Genomic DNA, 21,381 nt, shown 5'->3' on the forward strand with positions numbered 1-21,381 from the left:
CCACCGCAAGACGGCAACAGGGCAACACCGCGACGAGAGCGGCACCGGATGACACGGGCGCCGGAAAACCACGGGCCGGCCGGGGAAGCGGCCCGCTACGATCGGCCCTCACCCGATCACGGCGGTCCGACGGAGGCACCGATGACACAGGCCCCCGCGCGGCCCCCCGCCCACCCGGATCGGCTGGAGCAGGGCCACCCGTTCCGGCAGTGGAAGACCTGGCGCATACCCGGCACCGGTTTCACCCTCACCGGGTACTCGCGGGCCAACGACAAGACGTTCTTCCACGTCCCCGAACTGCGCTGCGCGCTCGACGCGGGACTGGTGGAGGGGCGCCGGCCCGAGACCGTCTTCCTCACCCACACCCACCACGACCACTCCAAGGACCTCGACCACCTCGCCGCCCGGCCCGACGGCGTCGACATCCACCTGCCCGCCCCGGCGGTGCCCTACGTGCAGGCCTACCTGCGGGCCTCGGCCGAGCTGAACCACGGCACGGCCTACGATCCGGCGCTCGCCGCGAACTGCCGGCTGCACGGGGTGCGCGGCGGCGACGAGTTCACCTTCGGGCGCGGCGGGCACCACGTACGGGTGGTGGAGTGCGCCCACAAGGTGCCGTGCGTGGGATACGCGTTCTCCGAACGCCGCAGGGTCCTGCTGCCCGCGTACGAGGAACTGCGGCGCTCCCTCGCCTGACAGGGCCGGGGCGCGGAGTTCGGCCGCATCGTGGCGCAGCGCCGCAAGGAGGGCGCCGAGGTCGAACACGAGGTGCGCAGGCCGCTGTTCGCGTTCCTCGGCGACACCCACGTCAGCGTCTTCGACGACAATCCGTGGCTCTTCTCGTACCCGGTGATCATCACCGAGTGCACCTATCTCGACGACGCCGAACGGGAGCGGGCCGACCGTGTCGGGCACACCGTGTGGAGCCGGCTGAGGCCCGTCGTCGAGGCCCACCCGCAGACCCTCTTCGTCCTCACCCACTTCAGCCTGCGCCACTCGGACCAGGACGTCCTCGACTTCTTCGGTGACGAGCGGCCCGACAACGTACTGCTGTGGGTCCACCCGGACAGCCGCCTGCCCGAGCAGCACCAGCACGGCGGCGGGCGGGGTTGAAGCCGTCGCTCAGCGGGCGGGCTGCGCGCTGGGGGTGGTGTCCGGAGCCGGTGCGGCGGGGTCGACGGTCACCGTGATGAGCGTCGCGGCCACCACGCTGGCCAGGGCGAGCCCGGCGGCGAGCCGGCGGGAGGGCGTGGACCTGCGGTGCCGGGCGGCCGCCCGGCGCGCCCGCGGCCGCGGCTCGGCAGCCGGCACGGGCGGCGGGAGGCGGTCGGGCGGTCGGGGTGCGGAGTACTGGTTCATCGGGGAGTCGGGGTCCTCAGTAGGTGAAGCACTCTGAGTGGATGCGCGCGGACGGGACGCCCGCCCGGAGCAGTGACGCGGTCGTGGCGTCGGCCATGCCGGGGGGCCCGCAGAGGTAGACGTCGCGGTCGGACAGGTCGGGGACGAGAGCGCGCAGGGCCTGGGGAGCGAGCGGGTCGTACGCGGCGTCGGAGCGGCCCACCAGGTAGTGCAGTGCGGCCTTGCGGGACGCTGCGATCGCTTCCAGCTCGTCGCGCAGTACCAGTTGGTCGGCGTCGCCCGCGCGGTAGAGCAGCGTGAGGTCGCCGGGGCTCGCGGGCAGGGACTCGAAGAGGGCGCGCATCGGTGTGATGCCGATGCCGCCGGCGATCAGCAGGACCTTGGGGCGGGTACGGCGCCGCTCGGTGAGCGCGCCGAACGGGCCGGTCGCCAGGACCCGGGTGCCGGGCCGCAGCCCGCGGACCCTGCGGGAGTGCCCGCCGAGGGCCTTCACGGTGATGCGCAGGCGGTCGTCGCGGGCGGGCGCGGAGAGCGAGAACGGCAGGGCGGTGTGCCACAGGCCGCCCCGCAGGAACCGCCAGCGGAAGAACTGACCCGGCTCGGCCTGCAGCTCGCGGAGCCTGTCCCCCTGGATGGTGACGGAGACCACGCCGGGCCCCTCGTGCTCGACGGCGGCGACGCGCAGTCCGTGCCGCAGAGCCTGGCGCACCGGGACGATCCCGCGGTACCAGGCGATCAGCACGCCGACGACGGTGTGCAGCAGGGCCCAGAACCAGGCGGTGAAGGAGGTGACGGCAACGTCGGGGCCGGCCAGCTGGTGGACGAAGCCCAGTGCGGCGGCGAGGTACGTCAGCAGGTGGATGCCGCGCCACGCCTCGTGCGAGACCCGGCGGCGCACGGCCCGGGCGGAGAACAGGCCCGCACCCGCCAGCAGGGCGCCGCCCGCGAACGCGGCGACGAGGGCCGGGTAGCGGAACATGGCCCCGGTGGCGGTCAGCAGGTCGGTCCCGGTGCGCAGGGCGTACACGACGAGGGCGAACAGCCCGTGGGCGCCGCACAGGACCAGCACCCAGCGGCCGCCGAAGGCGTGCCAGCGGGCGAGGCGGTCGGCGCCGACCCCGTGTTCGACGGCCGGTACGCGCGCCATCAGGAAGAGCATGACGAGGATGCCGTAGCCGGCGAGGAGCCCGCTGAGGTGTGCGGCGGCTCCGATCAGCTCGTCGGGCCGGGCGGAGGGGTGCACCTGGGCGGCCCACAACACGGTGACGGCGACCGCACCGGCGGCCAGCCCGGCGCGCAGCCGCTCGGACGCGGTCCTCATCTGCGCCGCCCCGGGCCGGGAGCGCATGGCGGAGTGGGCGGGAAGGTCATGCCGGGGTCCGTTTCGCTCGGTGCTGCTGGGGCATAGCACCGGCAACTATGCGCAAACGCAATCGGGGCGAGCAATGGCCATGCACACAGAATGAGCTCCGTCACGCAAAGAAATTTGCGCACTATGTCCGCATATCTACGACATATCCACCCAGTGGAAGGGGGTTCGTGGCGTCCCCGCGATCCCGGCTTGGAAAAGTCTTTGCACTTTCACACCAGCACCCCGGCGAAGAACATCGACGCCAGGAGGGCGTACTGGACCGAGCAGAGCAGCAGCAGGGGTACCTGGATCCACGGGGACATGCGCCGGACGAGGACGAGTCCCACGAACATCTGCGCATGGTTGCGGTACCACGACATCTCCGCGCCGGCGAAGAACGGCAGCAGGAAGATCGTCACCGTGAGGATCAGAGCGGCCCACTCCTCGACGTCGAGCCGGTGGTTGCGGACGAGCAGAACCGTGGCCGTCGCCACGACGAGCACGATGAACAGGACGTCGAGCCAGAGCTGGGTCCTGTGCGCGGTGAGGGCGTGCTCCACCAGCCACGGCAGGTGGCCCTCGGGCGTGTACCAGTCCTTGAACGGGAAATCGTAGGCCTTCGTCATTTCGGCGAAGGGCTGGCGCAGTCCGCCCTGCCCGTAACTGGACGCCTGGATGATCTCGTACGCGTCCCAGCGGCCCGTGGCCCGCCACATCAGCCATTTCGCCCAGAGCACGCCGCACGCGGCGAGGGCCGCGGACGACCCCGCCTTGGCGAAGCGGACCGGCCAGGTGTCCGCCCGCCACGCGAAGAACGCGCTGAGCAGCAGCATTCCGGCGGCGGCGGCACCCACGAGATGGCAGGAGGCCGCGACGAAACCACCGGCGGCGGCGACGGCCCAGGAACCGCGCTTCACCCCGACGACGCACACGAGCAGGGCCAGCGTGCCGAGGGCGATCGGGAAGACCGCGTGGAAGTAGACGCCGCCCGGGAAGACGCAGGCGACGGCGAGGGTGAGGCAGGAGGCCCGGGTGAGTCGGGCGCCGAGCAGCCACCACAGCACCGCGAACATCCCGAACAGGGACGCCTCCGAGATGACGACGGCCGCCGTCTCGTAGGAGAGCCCGGTGGCGGAAAGCGCCCGGACCCCCATGGGATACCCGGGAAACCAGGCGACGTTTCCGCACACGACATCGGGAAAGTCCGGGTAGCGCTCCCGGCACCGGAACATCTCGTACCCGGTCCGGGCGATGGACAGGTAGTGCTCGGAGTCCCAGCGCCGGCGGCTGTCCGTGGACCAGTACTGCACGGCGGACCCGTCACCGGCGACGGAAGCCGTCGCGACCAGCCAGGTGACGAGGTTCGTGACCAGCCAGGCGACGAACGGAGGCAGCAGGGCCCGGTACCGGCCGCGGCGGGACGGTCCGGCGGGTTCCGTCGTGGCGGTCATCCCGATCAGTCTGGCCAACGCCCCGCCGGGTCGCCGCCAGGAAACCCCGACGGCGCACGGCGGGTCCCCCGTGTGGCCCGTCGGCCGCGGGCTTCCCCGCGAACCCGCCGGCCCCCCCGGACCCTGTCGGACCCGGGCCGCGCGCTCAGCCGGCCGCCGCGCGCCGGACCGCGGTGAGGGTGCGGGCCACGTCCTCGTCCGTCGTCGACCAGTTGCTCACCGAGATCCGCATGACGCGACGGCCGCGCCACGTCGAGCCGCTGATCCACGCCGTGCCGTCGGCGAGCAGCCGGGCGAGCACCCGCTCGGTGCGCTCGTCGCCGCCGAACTCGGCGCACACCTGCGTGAACACCACCTCGTTGAGGACCGTCGCGCCGTCGATCGCGTCGATGCCCGAGGCGAACGCGGAGGCGTGCCGGCACAGCCGCTCGACGAGGTCGGCCACCCCCGACCGGCCGAAGGACCTGAGCGCGGCCCACACGGTGAAGGCCCGGCCGCGCCGGGAGAGTTCGGGGACCTTGTCGCTGGGGTCGCCGTGCTCGTGCCGGATCAGGTAGTCCCCGTGTACCCCCATCGCGGCCCGCAGCGCGGTCGGGTCGCGCACGATCGCCAGCCCGCAGTCGTAGGGCACGTTCAGGGTCTTGTGGGCGTCCGTCGCCCAGGAGTCGGCGTCCGAGCAGCCCGCCGTCAGGTGCGCGTACCGCGGGGAAGCGGCGGCCCACAGCCCGAACGCGCCGTCCACGTGCACCCACGCCCCGGACGCGCGGGCGGCGCGGACCGCCTCGCCGAAGGGGTCGAACGCGCCGGAATGGATGTCCCCGGCCTGCAGGACGACGATCGTCGGCCCCGGCCCGCCGGCCGCCAGCGCGCTCCGCAGGGCCTCCGGCACGATACGCCCCTGGTCGTCCGCCGCCACCGGCTCCGGGCTGCCGAGCCCGAGGTGGCGCAGCGCCAGGTCGACGGTGACGTGACGGTCCTCGCCGACGAGGACGCGCACCGCCGGCCCGCCGGCGAGACCGTCGCGGGCGACGTCCCGGCCCGCACGGCGCAACACGGCGTCGCGCCCGGCGGCGAGGCACGTGAAGTTCGCCATCGCGGCGCCCGTGGTGAACCCGACGGCGCTGTCACCGGGCAGCCCGAGCAGATCGAGCAGCCATCCGCCGGCCACGTCCTCCACCGCCGCGTAAGCGGGCGAGACGGCGCGCATCACACAGTTCTGGTCCCACGCGCTGACGAGCCAGTCCGCGGCCAGTGAGGCCGGCTCGGTGCCGCCGATCACGAACCCGTAGAAGCGCCCGCCGGGGAACGCGGTGAGGCCCGGTTCGCAGGCAGTGGCCAGCAGGTCGACGACATCGGCCGGCGGGCTCGGACCGTCCGGCAGCCCGGCACCCAGCGCCCGCACGATCTCGTCGACCGAAGCGCGGGCGGGAACCGGGCGGTCGTCCAGGCTCGCCAGCCACCGGGCGGCATGCGCGTACGCCCGTCGGAGCGCCTCGTCACGCGCGTCCATACCTCGGACTATGCAACCGTCGCCGCCGCCCCGCAATCGGCGCGGCCCGGAGCCGGCAGCCCGCAGCCCGCTACAGTGCGTCGCCGGCGGCCCGGTCCAGGAACGTCTGCAACGCGGCCGGCTGCTGATCCACCGCCCCGGTGAACGCGGCAGCGGTCTCGTGAGCGTCGACGCCCTCGGGGGCCCCGGCCCACCCGGGCCGTCGCCAGCGGTCCTGGCCGGGTCCAGACTCGTCTTCAGCAGCTGGGTGGCCTGCTGTACGAACCGGTTCGTGCTCGCCGAGAGTTCGACGTAGGCCGCCCGCCGACCCCGTCACCCGCCTTGTCCCGCTTCTGCGCCATGACCTACCCGTACCGCGGCAGGAGGAGCCCGGCACCTGCGACCACCTGTTGGCACGAACGCGATGCGGGCGTGTCGCCGCGCCTCTGACCGGCCCCGGCGTGGAACCGTCTGCCCATGACCGAAGGCTCGGCACCTCACATCTCCCCGGCGCGGATCACCGTGCTGGGCGTTCAACCGGGCACCCCGCCCTTTCGCATCGTGGAGGTCGACGGAGAGTTCACCGGCAGGGCGACGTCGATGACGGACGTGCTGCTGATCGCCGCGGAGGCCGGGATCCCGATCCACGACCTCGACGACCTGGACGTCGTGCGGTGGGTCGGCGGCGGCAAGTTCACCTGGACTCCGCACTAGAACACCGCTGTGGTGGCCCGGCTCGCCGCCGTCGGGGCGGGCGGCGCGCCGGGCGGGCACCCGGCCTGCCGACCGGTGGCCGGCACCCCCTCGGATCGATGTCCGATTTCGCGCGGACCAGGCGGTATGCGCCGCCGCTCGGAGACGAATTCGCTCCGGCGTGGCTGTGGTGCATGATCGGGGGATGTCTGATCGCATCATTGCCGCCTGCGACGGCGCGGCGAAGGGGAACCCCGGACCGGCAGCCTGGGCGTGGGTCATCGCCGACTCGCAGGGCCGCCCCGAGCGCTGGGAGGCCGGCCCGCTGGGCCGGGCCACCAACAACGTCGGCGAGCTCACCGCCCTCCAGCGGCTGCTGGAGTCGCTGGACCCCGGGACGGCCGTCGAGGTCCGGATGGACTCCCAGTACGCCATGAAGGCGGTGACCCAGTGGCTGCCGGCCTGGAAGCGCAACGGGTGGAGGACCGCGGCCGGCAAACCCGTCGCCAACCGGGAGCTGGTGGAGCAGATCGACGCACTGCTGGCCGACCGGGACGTCGAATTCCGCTACGTTCCGGCCCACCGTGAGGACGGCGACCTGCTGAACGCCATCGCCGACCAGGCCGCCAGCGACGCCGCCGTCAGCCAGGAGGCGGCCGGCACGGCCCTCGGCGCCGCGTCGCTCCCTGTTCCCGCACCCGCCCGCGCCTCCGCGCCCCGTACCAAACCCGCAACCGCCGCCGGAGCCAGGAGGCCCGCGCGCAGCCGGGGCTCCATCAAGGCGAAGTTCCCCGGTAGCTGCCCCTGCGGGAGGTCGTACGCGGCAGGTGACCAGATCAGCAAGCTCGGCGCCCGCTGGGGTCACCCGGGCTGCGCCGACACCGTGGCGAGCGACGCTCCCGCGTAACGGCGGGTGGCAGCTGGCGGACGGGGGTGGCGGACGGGGGGGTGTGAGACCGCATCCGAGGGGCAGGCGCGCCGTCACGAGAATCCGACCCAACCACGTGGAGGGCATTTTCATGACGGACGACGTGTGGGGCTACCGCGAGACCTCGGGCCGCCCGGAGGGCATCGACCTGACGGGATTCAAGGTCGAGGCCGCCGACGGAGCCATCGGCAAGGTGGACAAGCACTCCGACGAGGCCGGCTCCGCGTACATCGTGGTGGACACCGGACCGTGGATCTTCGGCAAGGAGGTCCTCCTCCCGGCCGGGACCGTCTCCCGCATCGACGTGGAGGACGAGAGGATCTACGTCGACCGGACGAAGGAGCAGATCAAGAACGCTCCGGAGTTCCACCGCGAGAAGCACCTCCAGGACCCCGGATACCGCGGCGACATCGGTACGTACTACGGCTACGGCGTCGGCGGACCGTTCGGCGCAGGCCCCGTCTGATCCGGCGGGCGCCGAAGCCCGGCGCCGGTCAGGCGGGCGGTGCGGCTCCCGGGACCGACCTGGCGGCGGTCCCCGGAGTCGCCCGTCCGGGTCCGGGGGCGGCGGTACATGGACGCTGGCCTGCGGGTGGGGACGGACGTCGAATGCGAAAAGCCCGGCTCCGACATGGGCGACCGGCGAAGTGGACTCCTGCGTACCGGGCGGGACTTGCCCAGGCCGGGGCGGCCGCCGAACGGCTGCGCCCCGTCCGGCGGCCCGCACCGGAGGGCGTCCCGGCCGAGCCGGATGCGACGTCGGTTTCCACCTCAACCACCGCACACTGTCGGCCAGTACGACGCGTGGGGCGCATGGGAGGCCCGGGGCGGGGCACACGAGGCGCAGGTGACGTCCCGGCCCCGTGAAGGCCATGTGTGAAGGAGCGAGATCGTGCTGATGGCTCACCCTGCGGTGCTGGCGCGTCTGGTGGAGGAGTACGAGACCGTGGCACGGCTCCGGGCCGGAGAGCGCCGGGACGCGGTGCGGCAGCGGCTGGAGGACGTGGTCTACACGCTGTGCGTGTCGACCGGGACCCGTGACATCGACGCCGCGCTGGTTTCGGCCCGCGAACGGATGAGCGCCGCCCGGCCGGGCGCGGAAGCGGACGGCGTCCACGCGGAAGGCCTCCATGTGGGCGCCGTCCGGGCCGACGGCGTCGACGCGGAAGGCGCGCCGACGGCGGCCTGACGGCCCGGCCGGGCACCGGCCCACCAGGTTCTCGGCGTCGGCGCTGGCGCCGACGCCTTACCGGGCCCGTCCGGGCCCGGTAAGGCATCCCGCGGAGGCCGGCCCCTACGCCGGGTCACGGCGGGTTGGGCGCGACGGTCAGGCGCCCTCGCCCAGGACGGCGGTGATCAGCCGCCGCTGGTCGTCGGTGAGGTACGGATCCCGTAACTCCACGAGCTTGCCGTCGACATGAACGACGTACTGGAAGCCGTCCGGCACGGGTTCCCGGTCCGCGGGGCACTCGCCGCTCAGGGCCCGCTCGGCCAGCCGCTCCAGTTCGGGGCCGTCGCTGCGGTACTCCGTGTCGAGGGAAGCGGTCCGTTCCCTGCCCGCGAACCCGCCGGTGCGGGTGACGGTGATCAGCATCGCGAAACCTCCTTGGATGGCGCCGCCTGCGGCCGGCCGGTCCGGCCGTCCGGTGGCGTCCGGTGGCGCCCGGGATGGGCACCCTCTCGTCTGCCCCCGAAATCCGCGCCTGCGCCCCTGCGCACGCCCTCGGCGCGCGGATGTCCGAAAGCTGCTCCTGGAGGCTGCGAAAGCCGTCGAAGGGCGACCGGTTGCCGATGGCTACCGCGTGCCCCCGGGGCCGTGACGGTGGCCTGCGCCGGCGTCGGCGCAGCGCACGCACGTCGTCGCTTCGGGCCGTACCTCCAAGCGGGCCGGTGCAATGCGTTCACCGCAGCCCTCGCACCACCCGTACGCGCCGCGCTCCAGGCGGTCCACAGCCCGGTCGAGTTCCTCCAGGCGCTCGGCCGCCCGCTCCAGCAGGGCCGCGACGTGGGCGCGCTCGAACGCGGTGCTCGACCCTTCCGGATCGTGCTCGTCGTCGACCGCCACCAGGGCGTTCGCCTCGACGATGCCGTCGAAATCGCGCTTCAGGGCCGCGATCTGCGCGGTCGTGGAGGCACGCGAGGCCTCCAGCCGCTCGCGCGCGGATGAGGACCCGCCGGACGCCGGAACGCCGCTCACCTGCGCGCCTCAGGGCCCCTGGTCCGGCCGCGACGCGCAGGCGATGCACTCCGCGTCGATCTGGTCGGCGAGCTGGGTGAGGGCCTCGGTCATGGCCCGGACCGTCTCGGCGTCGGCCTCGGGGGAGCCGTCCTCCACCGCGGCCGCCCAGTCATCGGCCACTCCCCGCAGGAGGGCCGTCACCTGTTCGGCCGGGATGAGCAGCCCGCCCTCCTCCGTGGGGATCAGCGGCAGCGCGAACGAATGCATGGACCGCTCCTCCTCTTCCTTCGGTGCGGGTCGCCTTCTGGAACGGCTACCCGGTCGTTGCGGCTTCAACCGGCGAGGCCGGGTGAGAATCCCTACCCCACCTTCTCGGCTCGCCGGGGCCGCGGCCGCCGACGGCAGCAGTGGGGCATCCGGATGAGACCGCGGGTGGCCGTTGCGCAAGCGGGCATACGCCGGGGGTAACAGCACGGAGAGCAAGCGAAAGGGCCCATATGCGCAGCGTCGGCGTCGAGGAAGAACTGCTGCTGGTCGATCCGCGCACCGGGCAGCCGGCGGCCTCCGCCGGCGCGGTGCTGGCATCGGCCCTGCGGTCCGGAGGCCGGGCGGCGGGCGCCGGCGGGGAGATCCCGCTGGAGAGGGAACTGCACAGGGAACAGGTCGAGTGCGCGACCCGCCCGCTGACCCGGATGGACGAACTCCACCAGGAGATCCGCCGGTGGCGCGCCGAGGCCGCGCGGCACGCGGAGGCCGCCGGTGTCCTGGTGGCGGCCCTGGCCACCTGCCCGCTGCCGGTGGAGCCCACGCTGAGCGTCGGCGAGCGGTACCGGTGGATCGCCCGGCAGTTCGGCCTGCCCGTCCAGGAACAGCTGACCTGCGGCTGTCACGTCCACGTGGCGGTGGACTCCGACGAGGAGGGCGTGGCCGTCCTCGACCGGATCCGGCCCTGGCTGTCGGTCCTCACCGCACTGAGCGCGAATTCGCCCTTCTGGCAGGGCGAGGACACCACGTACGGGAGCTACCGCAGCAGGGTCTGGAACCGCTGGCCCTCGGCCGGTCCGGTGGACGTCTTCGGATCGCCCGAGCGCTACCACCAGAGGGTGCGGGCCATGGTCGCCACGGGCGCCATCAGGGACGAGGGGATGATCTATTTCGACGCGCGGCTGGCCGCGTCCTATCCGACCGTGGAGATCCGCGTGGCGGACGTCTGCCTGGACGCGTCGACCGCCGTGCTGCTGGCCGCCCTGGTGCGGGGCCTGGTGGACACCGCGGCCCGGGACTGGCGGGCGGGCCGGCCGTCGCCCGTGGCCGACACGAGCCTGCTGCGACTCGCCGCCTGGCGAGCGGCCCGGTCCGGGCTCGACGGACCGCTGATCCACCCGGCGACCCTGCGCGAGGACTCCGCCGAAGCCGTGGTCCAGGCCCTGTACGACCACGTGCGGGACGCCCTGGAGGACAACGGGGACGCCGGCCTCGTCAAGGAGGGCCTGGCGGGCCTGCAGGCCCACGGCAACGGTGCCCGGGTGCAGCGCGAGCTGCTCCGCGGCGCGGGCGGCGACCTGGCCGCGATGGTGCTCCGGTGCGCGCGCCGCACCCTCGGGGACGATACCGGTGCCGCGGCCGTACCCGCCCGGTCCCGCTGACTCTCCCCGGTCCGCTCAGCCCAGGAAGGACAGCCGGACGGTGCGCCGGGGGTTGTCCCTGTTGGTGTCCACCAGAACCACCGACTGCCAGGTTCCCAGCGCCAGCTCGCCCCCCACCACCGGAAGGGTGGCGTGGGGCGGTACGAAGGCGGGCAGGACGTGGTCGCGGCCGTGGCCGGGGGAGCCGTGCCGGTGGCGCCAGCGGTCGTCGGCGGGCAGCAGCGTGCGCAGCGCGTCCAGCAGGTCGCCGTCGCTGCCGGCTCCCGTCTCGATGACGGCCAGCCCGGCCGTCGCATGCGGGGTGAACACGTTGAGCAGCCCGTCCCGGCCCCGGGCGGCGTCCCGCAGGAACTCCGCACACGCCGTGGTCAGGTCGTGGACGGTCTCCTCGGAGCCCGTCGTCACATCGAGCGTCCGTGTCGTGAAGGTGTCGGTCATGCACCCATCCTCGCCCTCCGGTCGCTGATCGCGATCGACCCACGGGGGCCGACCCGCCGGACCGACGTCATCGCAGCGCGGTCGCGGTCGGCGTCCTGCATTGAGTGGTCCGTCGCACCGGTGGGGACGGGATTCGGGGGTACACGCCGTCAGAGGCGCCACGGCGGTCCAACCGTTCCGCCGGTCCCCAACCTGAGAACGAGGGAACACATGATTCTCGTCGGACTGATTCTCCTGCTCATCGGTTTCCTGACCGGACTTTCCTTCCTGTGGACGATCGGGGTCATCCTGCTGGTGGTCGGGGCGGTGCTGTGGGTCCTGGGCTCGGTCGGGCACGCGGTCGGCGGCCGGCGCCACTACTGGTGACCGCACCAGGCGGTACACACGGGGCGGGCGGGTCCGTTACACGGGCCCGCCCGCCCGTTCTCCGGTGTTCAGCCGGGGTGACCCGGCGGGGAGTCGATCCCGACCCACACGCGCTTGCCGTGGCCGCCACCGCGCTCCAGCCCCGGTTCCGGCCGATCCGCTCCACGATCCGCAGCCCTTTGCCGCCGGCCGGGCCGGCGGCAAAGGGCTGCGGCCGTCAAGGTGTCGCCAGCGCGGCTTCCACGTCGGAATGGAATCGAAAGAGCTGGTCGGCTCCGGTGATGTGGAACATCCGTTCCACCGGCGGGTGCACTCCGACCAGCTCGAGGGAGCCCCCGGACTCGTTCACGGCGAGACGGCCGTGCAACAGCACGTTCAGTCCCGTTGAGTCGCAGAAGTCCAGGTGGCTCAGGTCCACCAGCAGACGCTCGCCGCCGCCGGCCTGCAACGGGGTGCCCAGAGCCTCGCGCAGGGGTCCCGCGGTGTCGTGGTCGAGTTCCCCCGACAGGGTCACCACCGTGGCCCCCGGAAGGGACTCCACCTCGACGCCGAAACGCTCTCCGCTCGGGATGGTCATCGACTCCTCCCTTCTTCGGGCGTTCAGGGCGTACCACGCCTACCCCTCCGTACAGTGCCTAACCCTGCGATCCCGGGCACGGCCCCGGCCGCCCGGCCCGTGGTGTCCGGGCCGTCGGGGCGGGCATACGCGGGTCCGGGGAAAGCAACGTCGACGGTCGGAATGAGGACCACAGTGAACACGACGGGAGTAACAGCCCAGAACCCTCGGAGTACGGGAGGGCCGGTCGCGGGACAGCGCCGCCGCCTCTGCCTGCGCAGCGTGCGGGGAGCGGTCGGCAAGGGCCGCGACTTCACGCGCCGGACCCTGCACGACTGGGGGTGGGACGGCAGCGAGAGCGCCGAGGACGCCCTGCTCGTCGTGTCCGAGCTGGTGTCCAACGCGGCCCTGCACGCAGGCGGCTGCCACGAGCTCGTCCTGACCGCCGGGCAGGCCCTGCGCATCGACGTCCTCGACGGCGCACCCTCGGCGCCACGCCCCCCGGCCGGGTGGCGACCCGGTGTCCCCGGCGGCCACGGCCTGCACATCGTGCAACGGCTGTCCGACCGGTGGGGCTCCTACACCCACGGCGCCGGCAAGAGCGTCTGGGCGGAGATCGAGGGCTCCCGGCTGGCCGGTGGCGGGCGCCGGGACCCCCGGTGGCCCCCCTCGGACGGCCCCCGGGGATGACGGCCGGCGAGGGTCAGGGCGGCGGCCCGGCAGCCGTTCCCCGGGCCCGTTCGGCGTTGAACTGGGCCCCGGTGAGCAGCGCCAGATTGGCGATCCACAGCCAGACGAGGAAGACGATGACGCCGGCCAGCGATCCGTACAGCCGGCCGTAGGTGTCCAGCCCCGTGTAGAGCGTGAAGAGCGCCGAGGCGGCCAGCCACAGCAGGGCCGCCAGTACGCCGCCGGGCAGGCCCCGGCGGGTGCCCCGGCTCTGGGCCGGTCCGGTACGGAAGAGGACCAGCACCAGGAGCGTGACGGCCGCGAGCAGGACGGGCCAGCGCAGGAGCGTGACGGCGTCCGGGCCGGCCCCGCCGACGGTCTGCGCCAGCCACCGGGCCGGCGGCCCGGACAGGACCAGTCCGGCCGCGGCGACCACGAGCAGGACCAGCAGCAGCGTCGCGTTCACGAGCAGCGTGTGGGCCGCCCGTAGCGGGGGCCGCCGGTCGGGCACCCGGTGCATCGCGTGCAGGGCCCGGCGGAACACCGCCAGATAGCTGCACGCCGACCACAGTGCGCTCAGCACCCCGCTGATCAGCAGGGCCCACATCGACGACTGCTCCGCCGCGAGACCGCCGAGCGCGTCCCGCAGCACCTGCGCGGACTGCGGCGGAGCGTACGAGGTGAGCTCGGTGATCAGCCGCTCCCTGGTCACCCCGCCCAGCAGCCCCACGAGGGAGACCGCGATGACGAGGGCGGGCAGCAGCGCCAGGACGGCGTAGTAGGTGAGCGCGGCCGCGTGGTCGGCGAGGTTGTCGCTCCACACGCGGACGGCCGTACGCAGCAACTCGGCGCGGGTGCGCGCCGCGAGGGCGGCGCCGCCCGGACTGCTGCGGTGCGTGGCGGTGCGGGGGATGTCGGTCACGCTGCACACGTGCCCGACGGGGCCCGGCCGCATGCGCCATGCCGCCGCGGGGCCGCGGCGGCGGTCCCGCGTACCGGGCGGCCCGCAGGGTAAGCGCCACCGCATGACATGGAGGCGCGCACGGCGGAGCACGGAGAAGCGGACGGAACGCAGGAGGGCGGGAGGGGATGGGCCGGCCGCCCGGGGCGGACACCGTCCGGCCCACCCGGCGGTCCGGGCGTCCGCCATGGTGACCGCCTTCGCCGGAACCGTGCTGTTCGGCGTGGTCCTGGCGCGGCTGACGCTGGAACCGTCCGCCGCCTCGGCGGCGCTCGTGCACAGCAACGTCCGGCCCGGCGCCTCGATCAGGGCCTATCTGGACGGGACGTCGACGATCGAGGCGGTGCGCCAGCTGGGCGGGAACCTCCTGCTCGGGCTGCCGTTCGGGGTGCTCCTGCCGGTTCTGCTGCCGCCGGCGCGGGGCCTGTTGCGGGTCGGTGCCGTGACGGCCTGTCTGATGACGCTGGTCGAACTCGTCCAGGGCGCCCTGGTCACGGGTCGCGTCTTCGACATCGACGACGTCATCCTCAACACGGCCGGCGCGCTCCTCGGGTACCTGCTGATCGGCCTCCGACTCGGACGGGCCGTGCACCCGCGCCGCCGCCACTGGTGGACGCGCCGGGCCGCGGAGCCGGGTGACACCTGACCCGTGACCGGTGCCGCGCGGGTGGCCCGTGACCGGTGCCGCCCGACGGCTGACCGGTGCCGCGGGTGGCCCTTCCCCGGCGCCGCGTGACGGGTGCCCCGTAACCGGTGACTCGTGAGTACTGCACACCCCATCGGTGACACACGTGACTGTCGCCGCATCCGCCGGACGTGACACCTTCGGGTCTGCCGCCGACCGAGGGAGCAGGTGTGAACAAGGGGTACGCCGCCTTCTGCGACGCCGACCGCTGGTTCTACGACGCGCCGTACCGGCGCGCCGGTGAGAGCTACCCGGCCGCGCTCGCCCCCGTCCCGTCGGGGTGGCGCTCGCATCGCAGCGGCGACTGGCTCGCGCTGCGCCCCGCCGACGCCGAACTGCCCTCACAGGGCTGGAAGATCCACGTCTCGGCCACGCTCGACAACGCCGAATCGCTGCTGTCGAAGGTGTACGCGTACTGCACCGCCCGCCGGATCGCCTTCAAGTTCATACCGAGCCGGTACCTGCTGCACCTGCGGAACGCCAAGTACGCCGACCGGGCGGCGAGCGGGAAGTTCATCACCGTGTACCCGGCCGACGAGGAGCAGTGCCACCGGATCGCTGAGGACCTCGACGCCGCGCTGGCCGGGGCGGCCGGCCCGTACATCCTCAGTGATCTGCGCTGGGGCGCCGGCCCGGTGTACCTGCGCTACGGCAGCTTCACCCTGCGGCACTGCTACGACGAGCACGGCGAACTCGTCCCGGCGATCGAGACCCCCGACGGGCGCCTCGTACCGGACCGGCGCGGGCCGGTGTTCCAGCCGCCCGAGTGGCTCGAACTGCCCGCATTCCTGGAGCCGCACCTCGCGGCGCGCTCCGCGACCACCCTGACCGGCATCCCCTTCACGGTGGAGCGGGCGCTGCACTTCTCCAACGGCGGCGGGGTCTACGTCGGCAAGGACAGCCGCACCGGCGAGGCCGTGGTCCTCAAGGAGGCCCGCCCGTACGCCGGGCTCGCCGCGGACGGCGCCGACGCCGTGACCCGGCTGCACCGCGAACGGGCCGCGCTGGAACGGCTGGCGGGCCTGGACTGCGTACCCGCGGTCCGCGGCACCTTCACCGTCGGCGACCACCACTTCCTGGTGCTGCAGCACCTCGCCGGCAAACCGCTCAACACCTACTTCGCCCGCCGCCACCCGCTGATCGAGGCGGACCCCGACCCGGCGGAGCTCGCCTCCTACACCGAGTGGGCCCTGACCGTCCACCGGCGCGTCACCGAGGCCGTCGAAGCCGTGCACGCCCGCGGCGTGGTCTTCAACGACCTGCACCTCTTCAACATCATGGTGGAGGAGGACGACGACGGCGAACCCTCCGTCGCCCTCCTGGACTTCGAGGCCGCCGCGCACGTGGACGAGGGCTTGCGGCAGACCGTCGCCAACCCCGCCTTCGTCGCGCCCGCCGAGCGGCGCGGGTTCTCCGTCGACCGCTACGCCCTCGCCTGCCTGCGGCTCGCCCTGTTCCTCCCGCTGACCAGCCTGCTCGTCCTGGACCGGGCCAAGGCCGCCCATCTGGCCGCCGTCGCAGCCGAGCAGTTCCCCGTACCACGGCGGTTCCTCGACGAGGCCGTCGAGGAGATCCTGTCCGGCGCCCCGCAGGGCGCACCGGGCCGCCGCCCTCCCGCACCGCCCGGCCCGTACCTGCCCGTCGAGCCGGGGGACTGGCCGGCCGCCCGTACGTCGATGACCGCGGCGATCCGCGCGAGCGCCACCCCGGAGCGCGAGGACCGGTTCGTGCCCGGAGACATCGCCCAGTTCGCGAACGCCGGGGGAGGCACCTGCTTCGGCAACGGCATCGCAGGAGTGCTCCACGCCCTCGCCGAGACCGACGCCGAACCCTGGCCCGAGGCCGAGGAATGGCTGCTGGAGCGGACCGCGGAACCGGCCTCCGGCACCCCGCTCGGCTTCTACGACGGCCTCGCCGGCACGGCCTGGACCCTGTACCGGCTCGGACACGCGGACCGCGCCCTCGCCCTCGCCGAGCGGCTGTTGCACCAGCCCTGGGGGAGCGCCGGCCCGGACCTGCACGGCGGACTCGCCGGCATCGGGCTGGCCCTGGACGCACTCGGCACCGCGAGCGGCGAGGGCGAACTGCACACCGCCGCCCTGCGCTGCGCCGAACTGCTCTCCCGGCCCGAACAGCGCACCGCCCGCGCCGGACTGATGTACGGGAACACCGGCCCCGCCCTGCTCTTCCTGCGGCTGTACGAACGCACCGGCGACAAGGAACTGCTGCTCCAGTCCGCCCGGGCGCTCCACCGCGACCTCGACCGCTGCGTCACCAGCGCGTACGGCACCCTCCAGGTGAACGAGGGCTGGCGCACGATGCCGTACCTCGGCGAGGGCAGCGTCGGCATCGGCATGGTCCTCGACGACTGGCTGGAGCACGCTCCCGACGAGCGGTTCGAAAAGGCCCGGCGTGAGATCGTACGGGCGGCGCAGGCGACCTTCTACGCCCAGCCCGGGCTGCTGCGCGGCGCCGCCGGCATGATCCTCCACCTGGCCCGGACCACCACGCCCGGCCCGGGCACGGGCCCCGCCGACATCGCCCGCCAGATCGACGCGCTGGCCCGGCACGCGGTGCCGTACCAGGGGCATCTGGCCTTCCCCGGCGAGCAGATGATGCGCCTGTCCATGGACCTCACCACGGGCACCGCCGGCGCTCTCCTCGCCCTCGGCAGCGCCGCGCCCGGAGGGCGCGCGCACCTGCCGTTCCTCCCGCCGCTGCGACACACTGCGGTGGCCCCAGAGCCGGTCCCGTCCGGGACCGTGACCCATCGCACCACTCAAGAGAAGAAGAGGAATCGACATGACGCTTCTTGACCTGCAGTCGATGGAGACCCCGAAGGAAGAGACCACCGAGGCCGCGATGACCGGCGGCGGCAGCCGCGCCAGCCTGCTCCTGTGCGGGGACAGCAGCCTGAGCGTCACGACCTGTAACTGACGCAGGTCCTCTCGGGCCCGGGCGGTTCGCCGTCCGGGCCCGCACCACGTACCACGCGACTGGAGGCATCCGCCGATGAGCCCCCTCGACGCGCAGGACGCCGGCGCGGAGCGGGCCGCGTCCGTGGCAGCCACCGCAGACCGGGCTCTCGTGGCGGCGGCCCGGCACAGCGCCGGGCGCACCGCCGCCGTCCTCGGATGCACCCTGGGCGCCGCCGCGGCGGCGCTCGCCGAACCCGCCGTCCTCGGCCACACCCTCGACCTGCTGCTCCGCGGCGCCCCGGCGGGCCCCACCTGGACCCTTCTGTGCGCCGTGGTCATCGCCGCCGAAGTGGCCCTGGACGCCGCCGCCGGCCGGCTGACCGGGGACGTCGACGGCCGCTCCACCGCCCGGCTGCGCCGGCTCGGGCTCGCCCGGCTGCTGCGGGCGGCCCCGCACCACGCCGCCCGCCACGCACCCGGCGAGACCGCCGCGCGGCTGACCGCGCACGCCACCGAGGCCGGGAAGGTCCCGGCGGCCGCCGCGCACGCCGTCGCGGCGCTGCTGCCGCCGCTCGGCGCGGTGACCGCCCTCTTCCTCATCGACCTGTGGACGGCACTCGCCTTCCTCGTGGGCGTTCCGTTCCTCGTGCTCCTGCTGCGGGCCTTCGCCCGCGACACCCACGCCAGCATCGCCCGCTACCAGCAGGTCCAGCTGGAGACCGCCGGCCGCCTGACCGAGGCACTGGCCGGGGCGCGCACGATCGCCGCCGCCGGCACCGTGGAGCGCGAACGCGCCCGTGTCCTCGCCCGGTTGCCCGAGCTCGGCACCGAGGGCCGGCGGATGTGGCAGGTCTACGGCGGCACCACCGCCCGGTCCACGGCCCTGATGCCGATGCTCCTGTACGCGGTCCTCGCCGTCGGCGGCGTCCGCCTGGCGGCCGGGGCCATCGGGGTGGGCGAACTCCTCGCCGCGGTGCGGTACGCGGGTCTCGCCGCCGGGATCGGAGCGGTCACCGGCGGCCTCGCGGCCGTGGTCCGGGGCCGGTCCGCGGCCCGGCGGACCGCCGCACTCCTGACCCTGCCCGCACTCGCCCACGGGCGGGCGCAGCTGCCGGAGGGCGGCCCGGGCACCCTGGAACTGCGCGACGTCCGCGTCGTGCGCGGCGCGGCCACGGTCCTGCACGACATCAGCCTGGTGATACCCGGAGGCACCACGGTGGCCGTGGTGGGCCGTTCGGGCGCAGGGAAGACCCTGTTCGCGGCCGTGGCCGGCCGGCTCACCGATCCCGACGCGGGCCGGGTGCTGCTGGACGGAGTGCCCCTGCGGGAGCTGACCGCCGAAGCCCTGCGCCGCGACGTCGGGTACGCCTTCGACCGGCCCGTGCTGCTCGGGGACACGGTCGGCGGTGCGATCGCCTTCGGCGCGGGCCCCGGCCCAGGCCCCGAAGCGGTGCGCGTCGCGGCCCGTGCCGCCGGCGCCGACGCGTTCGTACGGCGTCTGCCCCACGGGTACGGCACGGCCCTCGCCGACGCCCCGATGTCCGGCGGGGAAGTCCAACGCCTGGGGCTGGCCCGGGCGTTCTGCCATGCGGGCCGACTCCTCGTCCTGGACGACGCCACCTCCAGCCTCGACACCGTCACGGCCCGCGAGGTCGAGCGTGCCCTGGCCCGCGAGATCCGTCCGGGCACCCGGATCGTGGTCGCGCACCGCCTGTCGACCGCCGCCCGGGCCGACATCGTCGTCTGGCTGGAGGACGGGCGGGTACGGGCGACCGGCACCCACCGTGAGCTGTGGCGGGCAGATCCCGCCTACCGAACGGTTTTCGGCGCCGACGCGGACGAGGACACGGAACGGGACACCGGACGGGACACGGAACGGCACACCGGACGGGACACGGAACGGGAGGCGGCGCGGTGACGGTGACCGGGGCGGCGGCGCGGGGCAGGGTGGCCCCCGAGGGCAGGCGGTTCCTGCGCGGCCACAGGGGCGCCCTCGGACGCCTGGCCGCATGGTCCCTGCTGGAGTCCGTGCACACCTTCCTCGGCGGCTACGGGGTGGCCCGCGCCCTCGACGACGGCTTCCTCGCCGGCCACACCGCCACCGGCCTCGGCTGGCTGGCCGCGGCCGGGGCCGGGGCGCTCCTCGGCGGCTTCGCGCTGCGCGGGGTGTTCGCCGGACTTGCGGACCTCGTGGAACCGCTGCGGGACGGCCTGGTCCGGCGGGCGGTGCGGCAGGCACTGGACCGGGCGGTCGCGGACCCGGCGGGCGCCGGTGACACCGGCGCGGTGTCCCGGCTGACCCAGCAGACGGAGATGGCCCGGGACTCCTTCGCGGGACTCGTCCTGACGGCGCGTTCGTTCGTCTTCACCGCTGTCGGCGCCTTCGCCGGCATGGCCGCCCTCGCGCCCGTGCTGCTGCTGGTCGTGCTGCCGCCCCTGCTGCTGGGCGCGGCGGCCTTCCTGGCCACCCTCCGCCCCATGGCCGCCGTACAGCGCGTGTCCCTGGACACCGACGAGGCGCTGGCCGACCGGGTGGGGGAGCTGGCCGCGGGCCTGCGCGACATCGCCGCCTGCGGCGGACAGGGCGCGGCGCAGGCCCGGGTGGAGCCCCTGATCGCCGCCCAGGAGCGGCTGGCGCGCACCCTCGCGGGCTGGGCGGCCCTGCGTACCCTCGCCCTGGGGACGGCGGGCCGGCTGCCGGTGATCGCCCTCCTCGCCGCGACACCCTGGCTGCTGGGCCGGGGGATCACCGCCGGCACGCTGGCCGGCGGCCTCACGTACCTGGTGCAGGCCCTGCTGCCGGCCCTCAACTCCCTGATGGCCGCGTTGGGATCGGCCGGGACCCGGCTGCTCGTGGTCCTCGAACGCTTCACCGCGACGCCGCCGGACCCGGCCCGCGGACGCCCGGCGAAGCCGCGGCCGGCCGGGCCGGCCGGGAGGCACAGCGCCGCCGCGGCCGAGCTCCGCGGCGTCACCTTCGCCTACGGCCCCGGCGCGGCTCCCGTACTCGACGGCCTCGACCTGGTGGTGCGTCCGGGGGAGCACCTCGCGGTCGTCGGGCCCAGCGGCATCGGCAAGTCCACGCTGACCGCGCTGCTCGCCGGAATGCTCTCCCCCGACGCGGGAGCGGTCCTCGTGGACGGCGCCGCCGCCCGCCGGGACCCGGGGGTCACCGGACCGGACCCGCGGCGGACCCTGCTGCCGCAGCAGGCCTACGTGTTCACCGGCACCGTACGGGAGAACCTGACCCATCTCGCCGCCGTCCCGGGCGCCACCGGGCCCGGGGACGCCCGCGTGCTGGGCGCCGTCCGGGCCCTGGGGCTGGACGGGCTGGTGGAGCGGCTCGGAGGCCTGGACGCCGAGGTGGCGCCCCGGCTGCTGTCGCGGGGCGAGAGCCAGCAGCTCGCGCTCGCCGCCGCCTACCTCTCGCCCGCTCCGCTGCTGCTGCTCGACGAGGCCACCTGCCATCTGGACCCGGCGGCCGAGGAGCGCGCCGAACGCGCGCTGGCGGAGCGCCCCGGCACCCTCGTCGTGGTGGCCCACCGCGTCTCGTCCGCGGCGCGCGCCGACCGGGTCCTGGTCCTCGACGGGGCCCGGGCCGTCTGCGGCACGCACCGGGAACTGCCCGCCAGGTCGCCCCTGTACCGCGAGCTGGTGGGGAGGTGGAACCAGGCCGCGGACGGGTGAAGGGC

Annotated in this window: 24 protein-coding genes; 14 read left to right on the top strand and 10 right to left on the bottom strand. The window is 74.3% G+C overall.

The window, feature by feature from the left end; translation table 11 throughout:
- Positions 1-141: 141 nt before the first annotated feature.
- Entirely contained in the window at positions 142-696 is a 555-nt protein-coding gene (locus tag ACIPK4_RS14990; protein ID WP_402312763.1) for an MBL fold metallo-hydrolase, read from the top strand.
- Between the two features lie 30 nt (positions 697-726).
- Positions 727-1,113, top strand: coding sequence for a hypothetical protein (locus ACIPK4_RS14995; RefSeq protein ID WP_402312766.1), 387 nt, complete (start codon positions 727-729; stop codon positions 1,111-1,113).
- Positions 1,114-1,122: 9 nt separating this feature from the next.
- Here the strand turns inward: ACIPK4_RS14995 and ACIPK4_RS15000 are convergent, their stop codons facing one another.
- The 4 genes from ACIPK4_RS15000 to ACIPK4_RS15015 form a co-directional block, all read right to left on the bottom strand.
- Positions 1,123-1,359: a hypothetical protein gene (locus ACIPK4_RS15000; protein WP_402312769.1), complete on the bottom strand. Its 237-nt coding sequence runs from the start codon at positions 1,357-1,359 to the stop codon at positions 1,123-1,125.
- Between the two features lie 16 nt (positions 1,360-1,375).
- A complete protein-coding gene (locus ACIPK4_RS15005; protein ID WP_402312771.1) occupies positions 1,376-2,680 on the bottom strand; it encodes a ferric reductase-like transmembrane domain-containing protein in 1,305 nt (434 codons plus the stop codon).
- 260 nt (positions 2,681-2,940) lie between these two features.
- Complete coding sequence (locus tag ACIPK4_RS15010) at positions 2,941-4,161, bottom strand: hypothetical protein (protein ID WP_402312774.1); 1,221 nt, start codon at positions 4,159-4,161, stop codon at positions 2,941-2,943.
- 145 nt (positions 4,162-4,306) lie between these two features.
- Positions 4,307-5,671, bottom strand: coding sequence for a pyridoxal phosphate-dependent decarboxylase family protein (locus ACIPK4_RS15015; protein ID WP_402312777.1), 1,365 nt, complete (start codon positions 5,669-5,671; stop codon positions 4,307-4,309).
- A 456-nt stretch (positions 5,672-6,127) separates the two neighbouring features.
- Between ACIPK4_RS15015 and ACIPK4_RS15020 the strand changes: the two genes are divergently transcribed.
- From ACIPK4_RS15020 to ACIPK4_RS15035, 4 genes are all read left to right on the top strand, one after another.
- The gene (locus tag ACIPK4_RS15020; protein WP_402312780.1) at positions 6,128-6,364 is read left to right on the top strand and encodes a hypothetical protein; all 237 of its coding nucleotides are present in this window, start codon (positions 6,128-6,130) and stop codon (positions 6,362-6,364) included.
- A 184-nt stretch (positions 6,365-6,548) separates the two neighbouring features.
- Entirely contained in the window at positions 6,549-7,250 is a 702-nt protein-coding gene (locus ACIPK4_RS15025; protein ID WP_054226236.1) for a ribonuclease H, read from the top strand.
- Between the two features lie 112 nt (positions 7,251-7,362).
- On the top strand, positions 7,363-7,737 hold the full coding sequence (locus tag ACIPK4_RS15030) for a PRC-barrel domain-containing protein (protein WP_402312783.1): 375 nt from the start codon (positions 7,363-7,365) through the stop codon (positions 7,735-7,737).
- A gap of 426 nt (positions 7,738-8,163) precedes the next feature.
- A complete protein-coding gene (locus ACIPK4_RS15035) occupies positions 8,164-8,460 on the top strand; it encodes a DUF5133 domain-containing protein (protein ID WP_402312786.1) in 297 nt (98 codons plus the stop codon).
- A gap of 138 nt (positions 8,461-8,598) precedes the next feature.
- Here ACIPK4_RS15035 and ACIPK4_RS15040 read toward each other — a convergent pair whose 3' ends face one another.
- The 3 genes from ACIPK4_RS15040 to ACIPK4_RS15050 all read right to left on the bottom strand — a co-directional run bounded on the left by ACIPK4_RS15040 (position 8,599) and on the right by ACIPK4_RS15050 (position 9,717).
- Positions 8,599-8,865: a protealysin inhibitor emfourin gene (locus ACIPK4_RS15040; RefSeq protein ID WP_376193350.1), complete on the bottom strand. Its 267-nt coding sequence runs from the start codon at positions 8,863-8,865 to the stop codon at positions 8,599-8,601.
- 201 nt (positions 8,866-9,066) lie between these two features.
- Positions 9,067-9,468: a TraR/DksA family transcriptional regulator gene (locus ACIPK4_RS15045; RefSeq protein WP_402312790.1), complete on the bottom strand. Its 402-nt coding sequence runs from the start codon at positions 9,466-9,468 to the stop codon at positions 9,067-9,069.
- Between the two features lie 9 nt (positions 9,469-9,477).
- Entirely contained in the window at positions 9,478-9,717 is a 240-nt protein-coding gene (locus ACIPK4_RS15050) for a DUF6213 family protein (RefSeq protein WP_376193354.1), read from the bottom strand.
- A gap of 230 nt (positions 9,718-9,947) precedes the next feature.
- Here ACIPK4_RS15050 and ACIPK4_RS15055 point away from each other — a divergent pair, with 230 nt between their 5' ends.
- Positions 9,948-11,096, top strand: a complete 1,149-nt coding sequence (locus ACIPK4_RS15055) for a glutamate--cysteine ligase (protein ID WP_402312794.1) — start codon at positions 9,948-9,950, stop codon at positions 11,094-11,096.
- Positions 11,097-11,111: 15 nt separating this feature from the next.
- Here the strand turns inward: ACIPK4_RS15055 and ACIPK4_RS15060 are convergent, their stop codons facing one another.
- Positions 11,112-11,534, bottom strand: a complete 423-nt coding sequence (locus ACIPK4_RS15060; RefSeq protein WP_402312797.1) for a YjbQ family protein — start codon at positions 11,532-11,534, stop codon at positions 11,112-11,114.
- A 210-nt stretch (positions 11,535-11,744) separates the two neighbouring features.
- On the opposite strand from ACIPK4_RS15060, the gene ACIPK4_RS15065 reads away from it, so the two are divergent.
- Entirely contained in the window at positions 11,745-11,900 is a 156-nt protein-coding gene (locus ACIPK4_RS15065) for a DUF6131 family protein (RefSeq protein WP_376193361.1), read from the top strand.
- Between the two features lie 217 nt (positions 11,901-12,117).
- Here ACIPK4_RS15065 and ACIPK4_RS15070 read toward each other — a convergent pair whose 3' ends face one another.
- The gene (locus tag ACIPK4_RS15070; protein WP_402312799.1) at positions 12,118-12,477 is read right to left on the bottom strand and encodes an STAS domain-containing protein; all 360 of its coding nucleotides are present in this window, start codon (positions 12,475-12,477) and stop codon (positions 12,118-12,120) included.
- Positions 12,478-12,738: 261 nt separating this feature from the next.
- Between ACIPK4_RS15070 and ACIPK4_RS15075 the strand changes: the two genes are divergently transcribed.
- Positions 12,739-13,146, top strand: a complete 408-nt coding sequence (locus tag ACIPK4_RS15075) for an ATP-binding protein (protein WP_402312801.1) — start codon at positions 12,739-12,741, stop codon at positions 13,144-13,146.
- A gap of 13 nt (positions 13,147-13,159) precedes the next feature.
- Here ACIPK4_RS15075 and ACIPK4_RS15080 read toward each other — a convergent pair whose 3' ends face one another.
- Positions 13,160-14,047, bottom strand: a complete 888-nt coding sequence (locus ACIPK4_RS15080) for a YihY/virulence factor BrkB family protein (protein ID WP_402312804.1) — start codon at positions 14,045-14,047, stop codon at positions 13,160-13,162.
- A 226-nt stretch (positions 14,048-14,273) separates the two neighbouring features.
- Between ACIPK4_RS15080 and ACIPK4_RS15085 the strand changes: the two genes are divergently transcribed.
- The 5 genes from ACIPK4_RS15085 (at position 14,274) to ACIPK4_RS15105 (ending at position 21,376) form a co-directional block, all read left to right on the top strand.
- On the top strand, positions 14,274-14,732 hold the full coding sequence (locus ACIPK4_RS15085) for a VanZ family protein (RefSeq protein WP_402312807.1): 459 nt from the start codon (positions 14,274-14,276) through the stop codon (positions 14,730-14,732).
- Between the two features lie 209 nt (positions 14,733-14,941).
- The gene (gene lanKC, locus ACIPK4_RS15090; RefSeq protein ID WP_402312810.1) at positions 14,942-17,587 is read left to right on the top strand and encodes a class III lanthionine synthetase LanKC; all 2,646 of its coding nucleotides are present in this window, start codon (positions 14,942-14,944) and stop codon (positions 17,585-17,587) included.
- Positions 17,574-17,708, top strand: a complete 135-nt coding sequence (locus tag ACIPK4_RS15095; RefSeq protein ID WP_376196603.1) for a SapB/AmfS family lanthipeptide — start codon at positions 17,574-17,576, stop codon at positions 17,706-17,708. The genes lanKC and ACIPK4_RS15095 overlap by 14 nt, the downstream gene beginning before the upstream one ends.
- Positions 17,709-17,783: 75 nt before the next feature.
- Positions 17,784-19,607, top strand: a complete 1,824-nt coding sequence (locus ACIPK4_RS15100) for an ABC transporter ATP-binding protein (protein WP_402312814.1) — start codon at positions 17,784-17,786, stop codon at positions 19,605-19,607.
- On the top strand, positions 19,604-21,376 hold the full coding sequence (locus ACIPK4_RS15105) for an ATP-binding cassette domain-containing protein (RefSeq protein ID WP_402312817.1): 1,773 nt from the start codon (positions 19,604-19,606) through the stop codon (positions 21,374-21,376). Before ACIPK4_RS15100 ends, ACIPK4_RS15105 begins: the two co-directional genes overlap by 4 nt.
- Positions 21,377-21,381: the final 5 nt, after the last annotated feature.

The organism is Streptomyces sp. NPDC086989, from assembly GCF_044745505.1.
GTDB lineage: Bacteria > Actinomycetota > Actinomycetes > Streptomycetales > Streptomycetaceae > Streptomyces.

Excerpts from the sequence above, each read along its gene's own strand:
- ACIPK4_RS15010 (WP_402312774.1), bottom strand. The coding sequence starts at position 4,161 with ATGACCGCCACGACGGAACCCGCCGGACCGTCCCGCCGCGGCCGGTAC.
- ACIPK4_RS15060 (WP_402312797.1), bottom strand. The coding sequence starts at position 11,534 with ATGACCGACACCTTCACGACACGGACGCTCGATGTGACGACGGGCTCC.
- ACIPK4_RS15000 (WP_402312769.1), bottom strand. The coding sequence starts at position 1,359 with ATGAACCAGTACTCCGCACCCCGACCGCCCGACCGCCTCCCGCCGCCC.
- ACIPK4_RS15015 (WP_402312777.1), bottom strand. The coding sequence starts at position 5,671 with ATGGACGCGCGTGACGAGGCGCTCCGACGGGCGTACGCGCATGCCGCC.
- ACIPK4_RS15070 (WP_402312799.1), bottom strand. The coding sequence starts at position 12,477 with ATGACCATCCCGAGCGGAGAGCGTTTCGGCGTCGAGGTGGAGTCCCTT.
- ACIPK4_RS15005 (WP_402312771.1), bottom strand. The coding sequence starts at position 2,680 with ATGAGGACCGCGTCCGAGCGGCTGCGCGCCGGGCTGGCCGCCGGTGCG.
- ACIPK4_RS14990 (WP_402312763.1), top strand. The coding sequence starts at position 142 with ATGACACAGGCCCCCGCGCGGCCCCCCGCCCACCCGGATCGGCTGGAG.
- ACIPK4_RS15095 (WP_376196603.1), top strand. The coding sequence starts at position 17,574 with ATGACGCTTCTTGACCTGCAGTCGATGGAGACCCCGAAGGAAGAGACC.
- ACIPK4_RS15065 (WP_376193361.1), top strand. The coding sequence starts at position 11,745 with ATGATTCTCGTCGGACTGATTCTCCTGCTCATCGGTTTCCTGACCGGA.
- ACIPK4_RS15055 (WP_402312794.1), top strand. The coding sequence starts at position 9,948 with ATGCGCAGCGTCGGCGTCGAGGAAGAACTGCTGCTGGTCGATCCGCGC.
- ACIPK4_RS15025 (WP_054226236.1), top strand. The coding sequence starts at position 6,549 with ATGTCTGATCGCATCATTGCCGCCTGCGACGGCGCGGCGAAGGGGAAC.
- ACIPK4_RS15030 (WP_402312783.1), top strand. The coding sequence starts at position 7,363 with ATGACGGACGACGTGTGGGGCTACCGCGAGACCTCGGGCCGCCCGGAG.
- ACIPK4_RS15020 (WP_402312780.1), top strand. The coding sequence starts at position 6,128 with ATGACCGAAGGCTCGGCACCTCACATCTCCCCGGCGCGGATCACCGTG.
- ACIPK4_RS15050 (WP_376193354.1), bottom strand. The coding sequence starts at position 9,717 with ATGCATTCGTTCGCGCTGCCGCTGATCCCCACGGAGGAGGGCGGGCTG.
- ACIPK4_RS15040 (WP_376193350.1), bottom strand. The coding sequence starts at position 8,865 with ATGCTGATCACCGTCACCCGCACCGGCGGGTTCGCGGGCAGGGAACGG.
- ACIPK4_RS15100 (WP_402312814.1), top strand. The coding sequence starts at position 17,784 with ATGAGCCCCCTCGACGCGCAGGACGCCGGCGCGGAGCGGGCCGCGTCC.
- ACIPK4_RS15085 (WP_402312807.1), top strand. The coding sequence starts at position 14,274 with ATGGTGACCGCCTTCGCCGGAACCGTGCTGTTCGGCGTGGTCCTGGCG.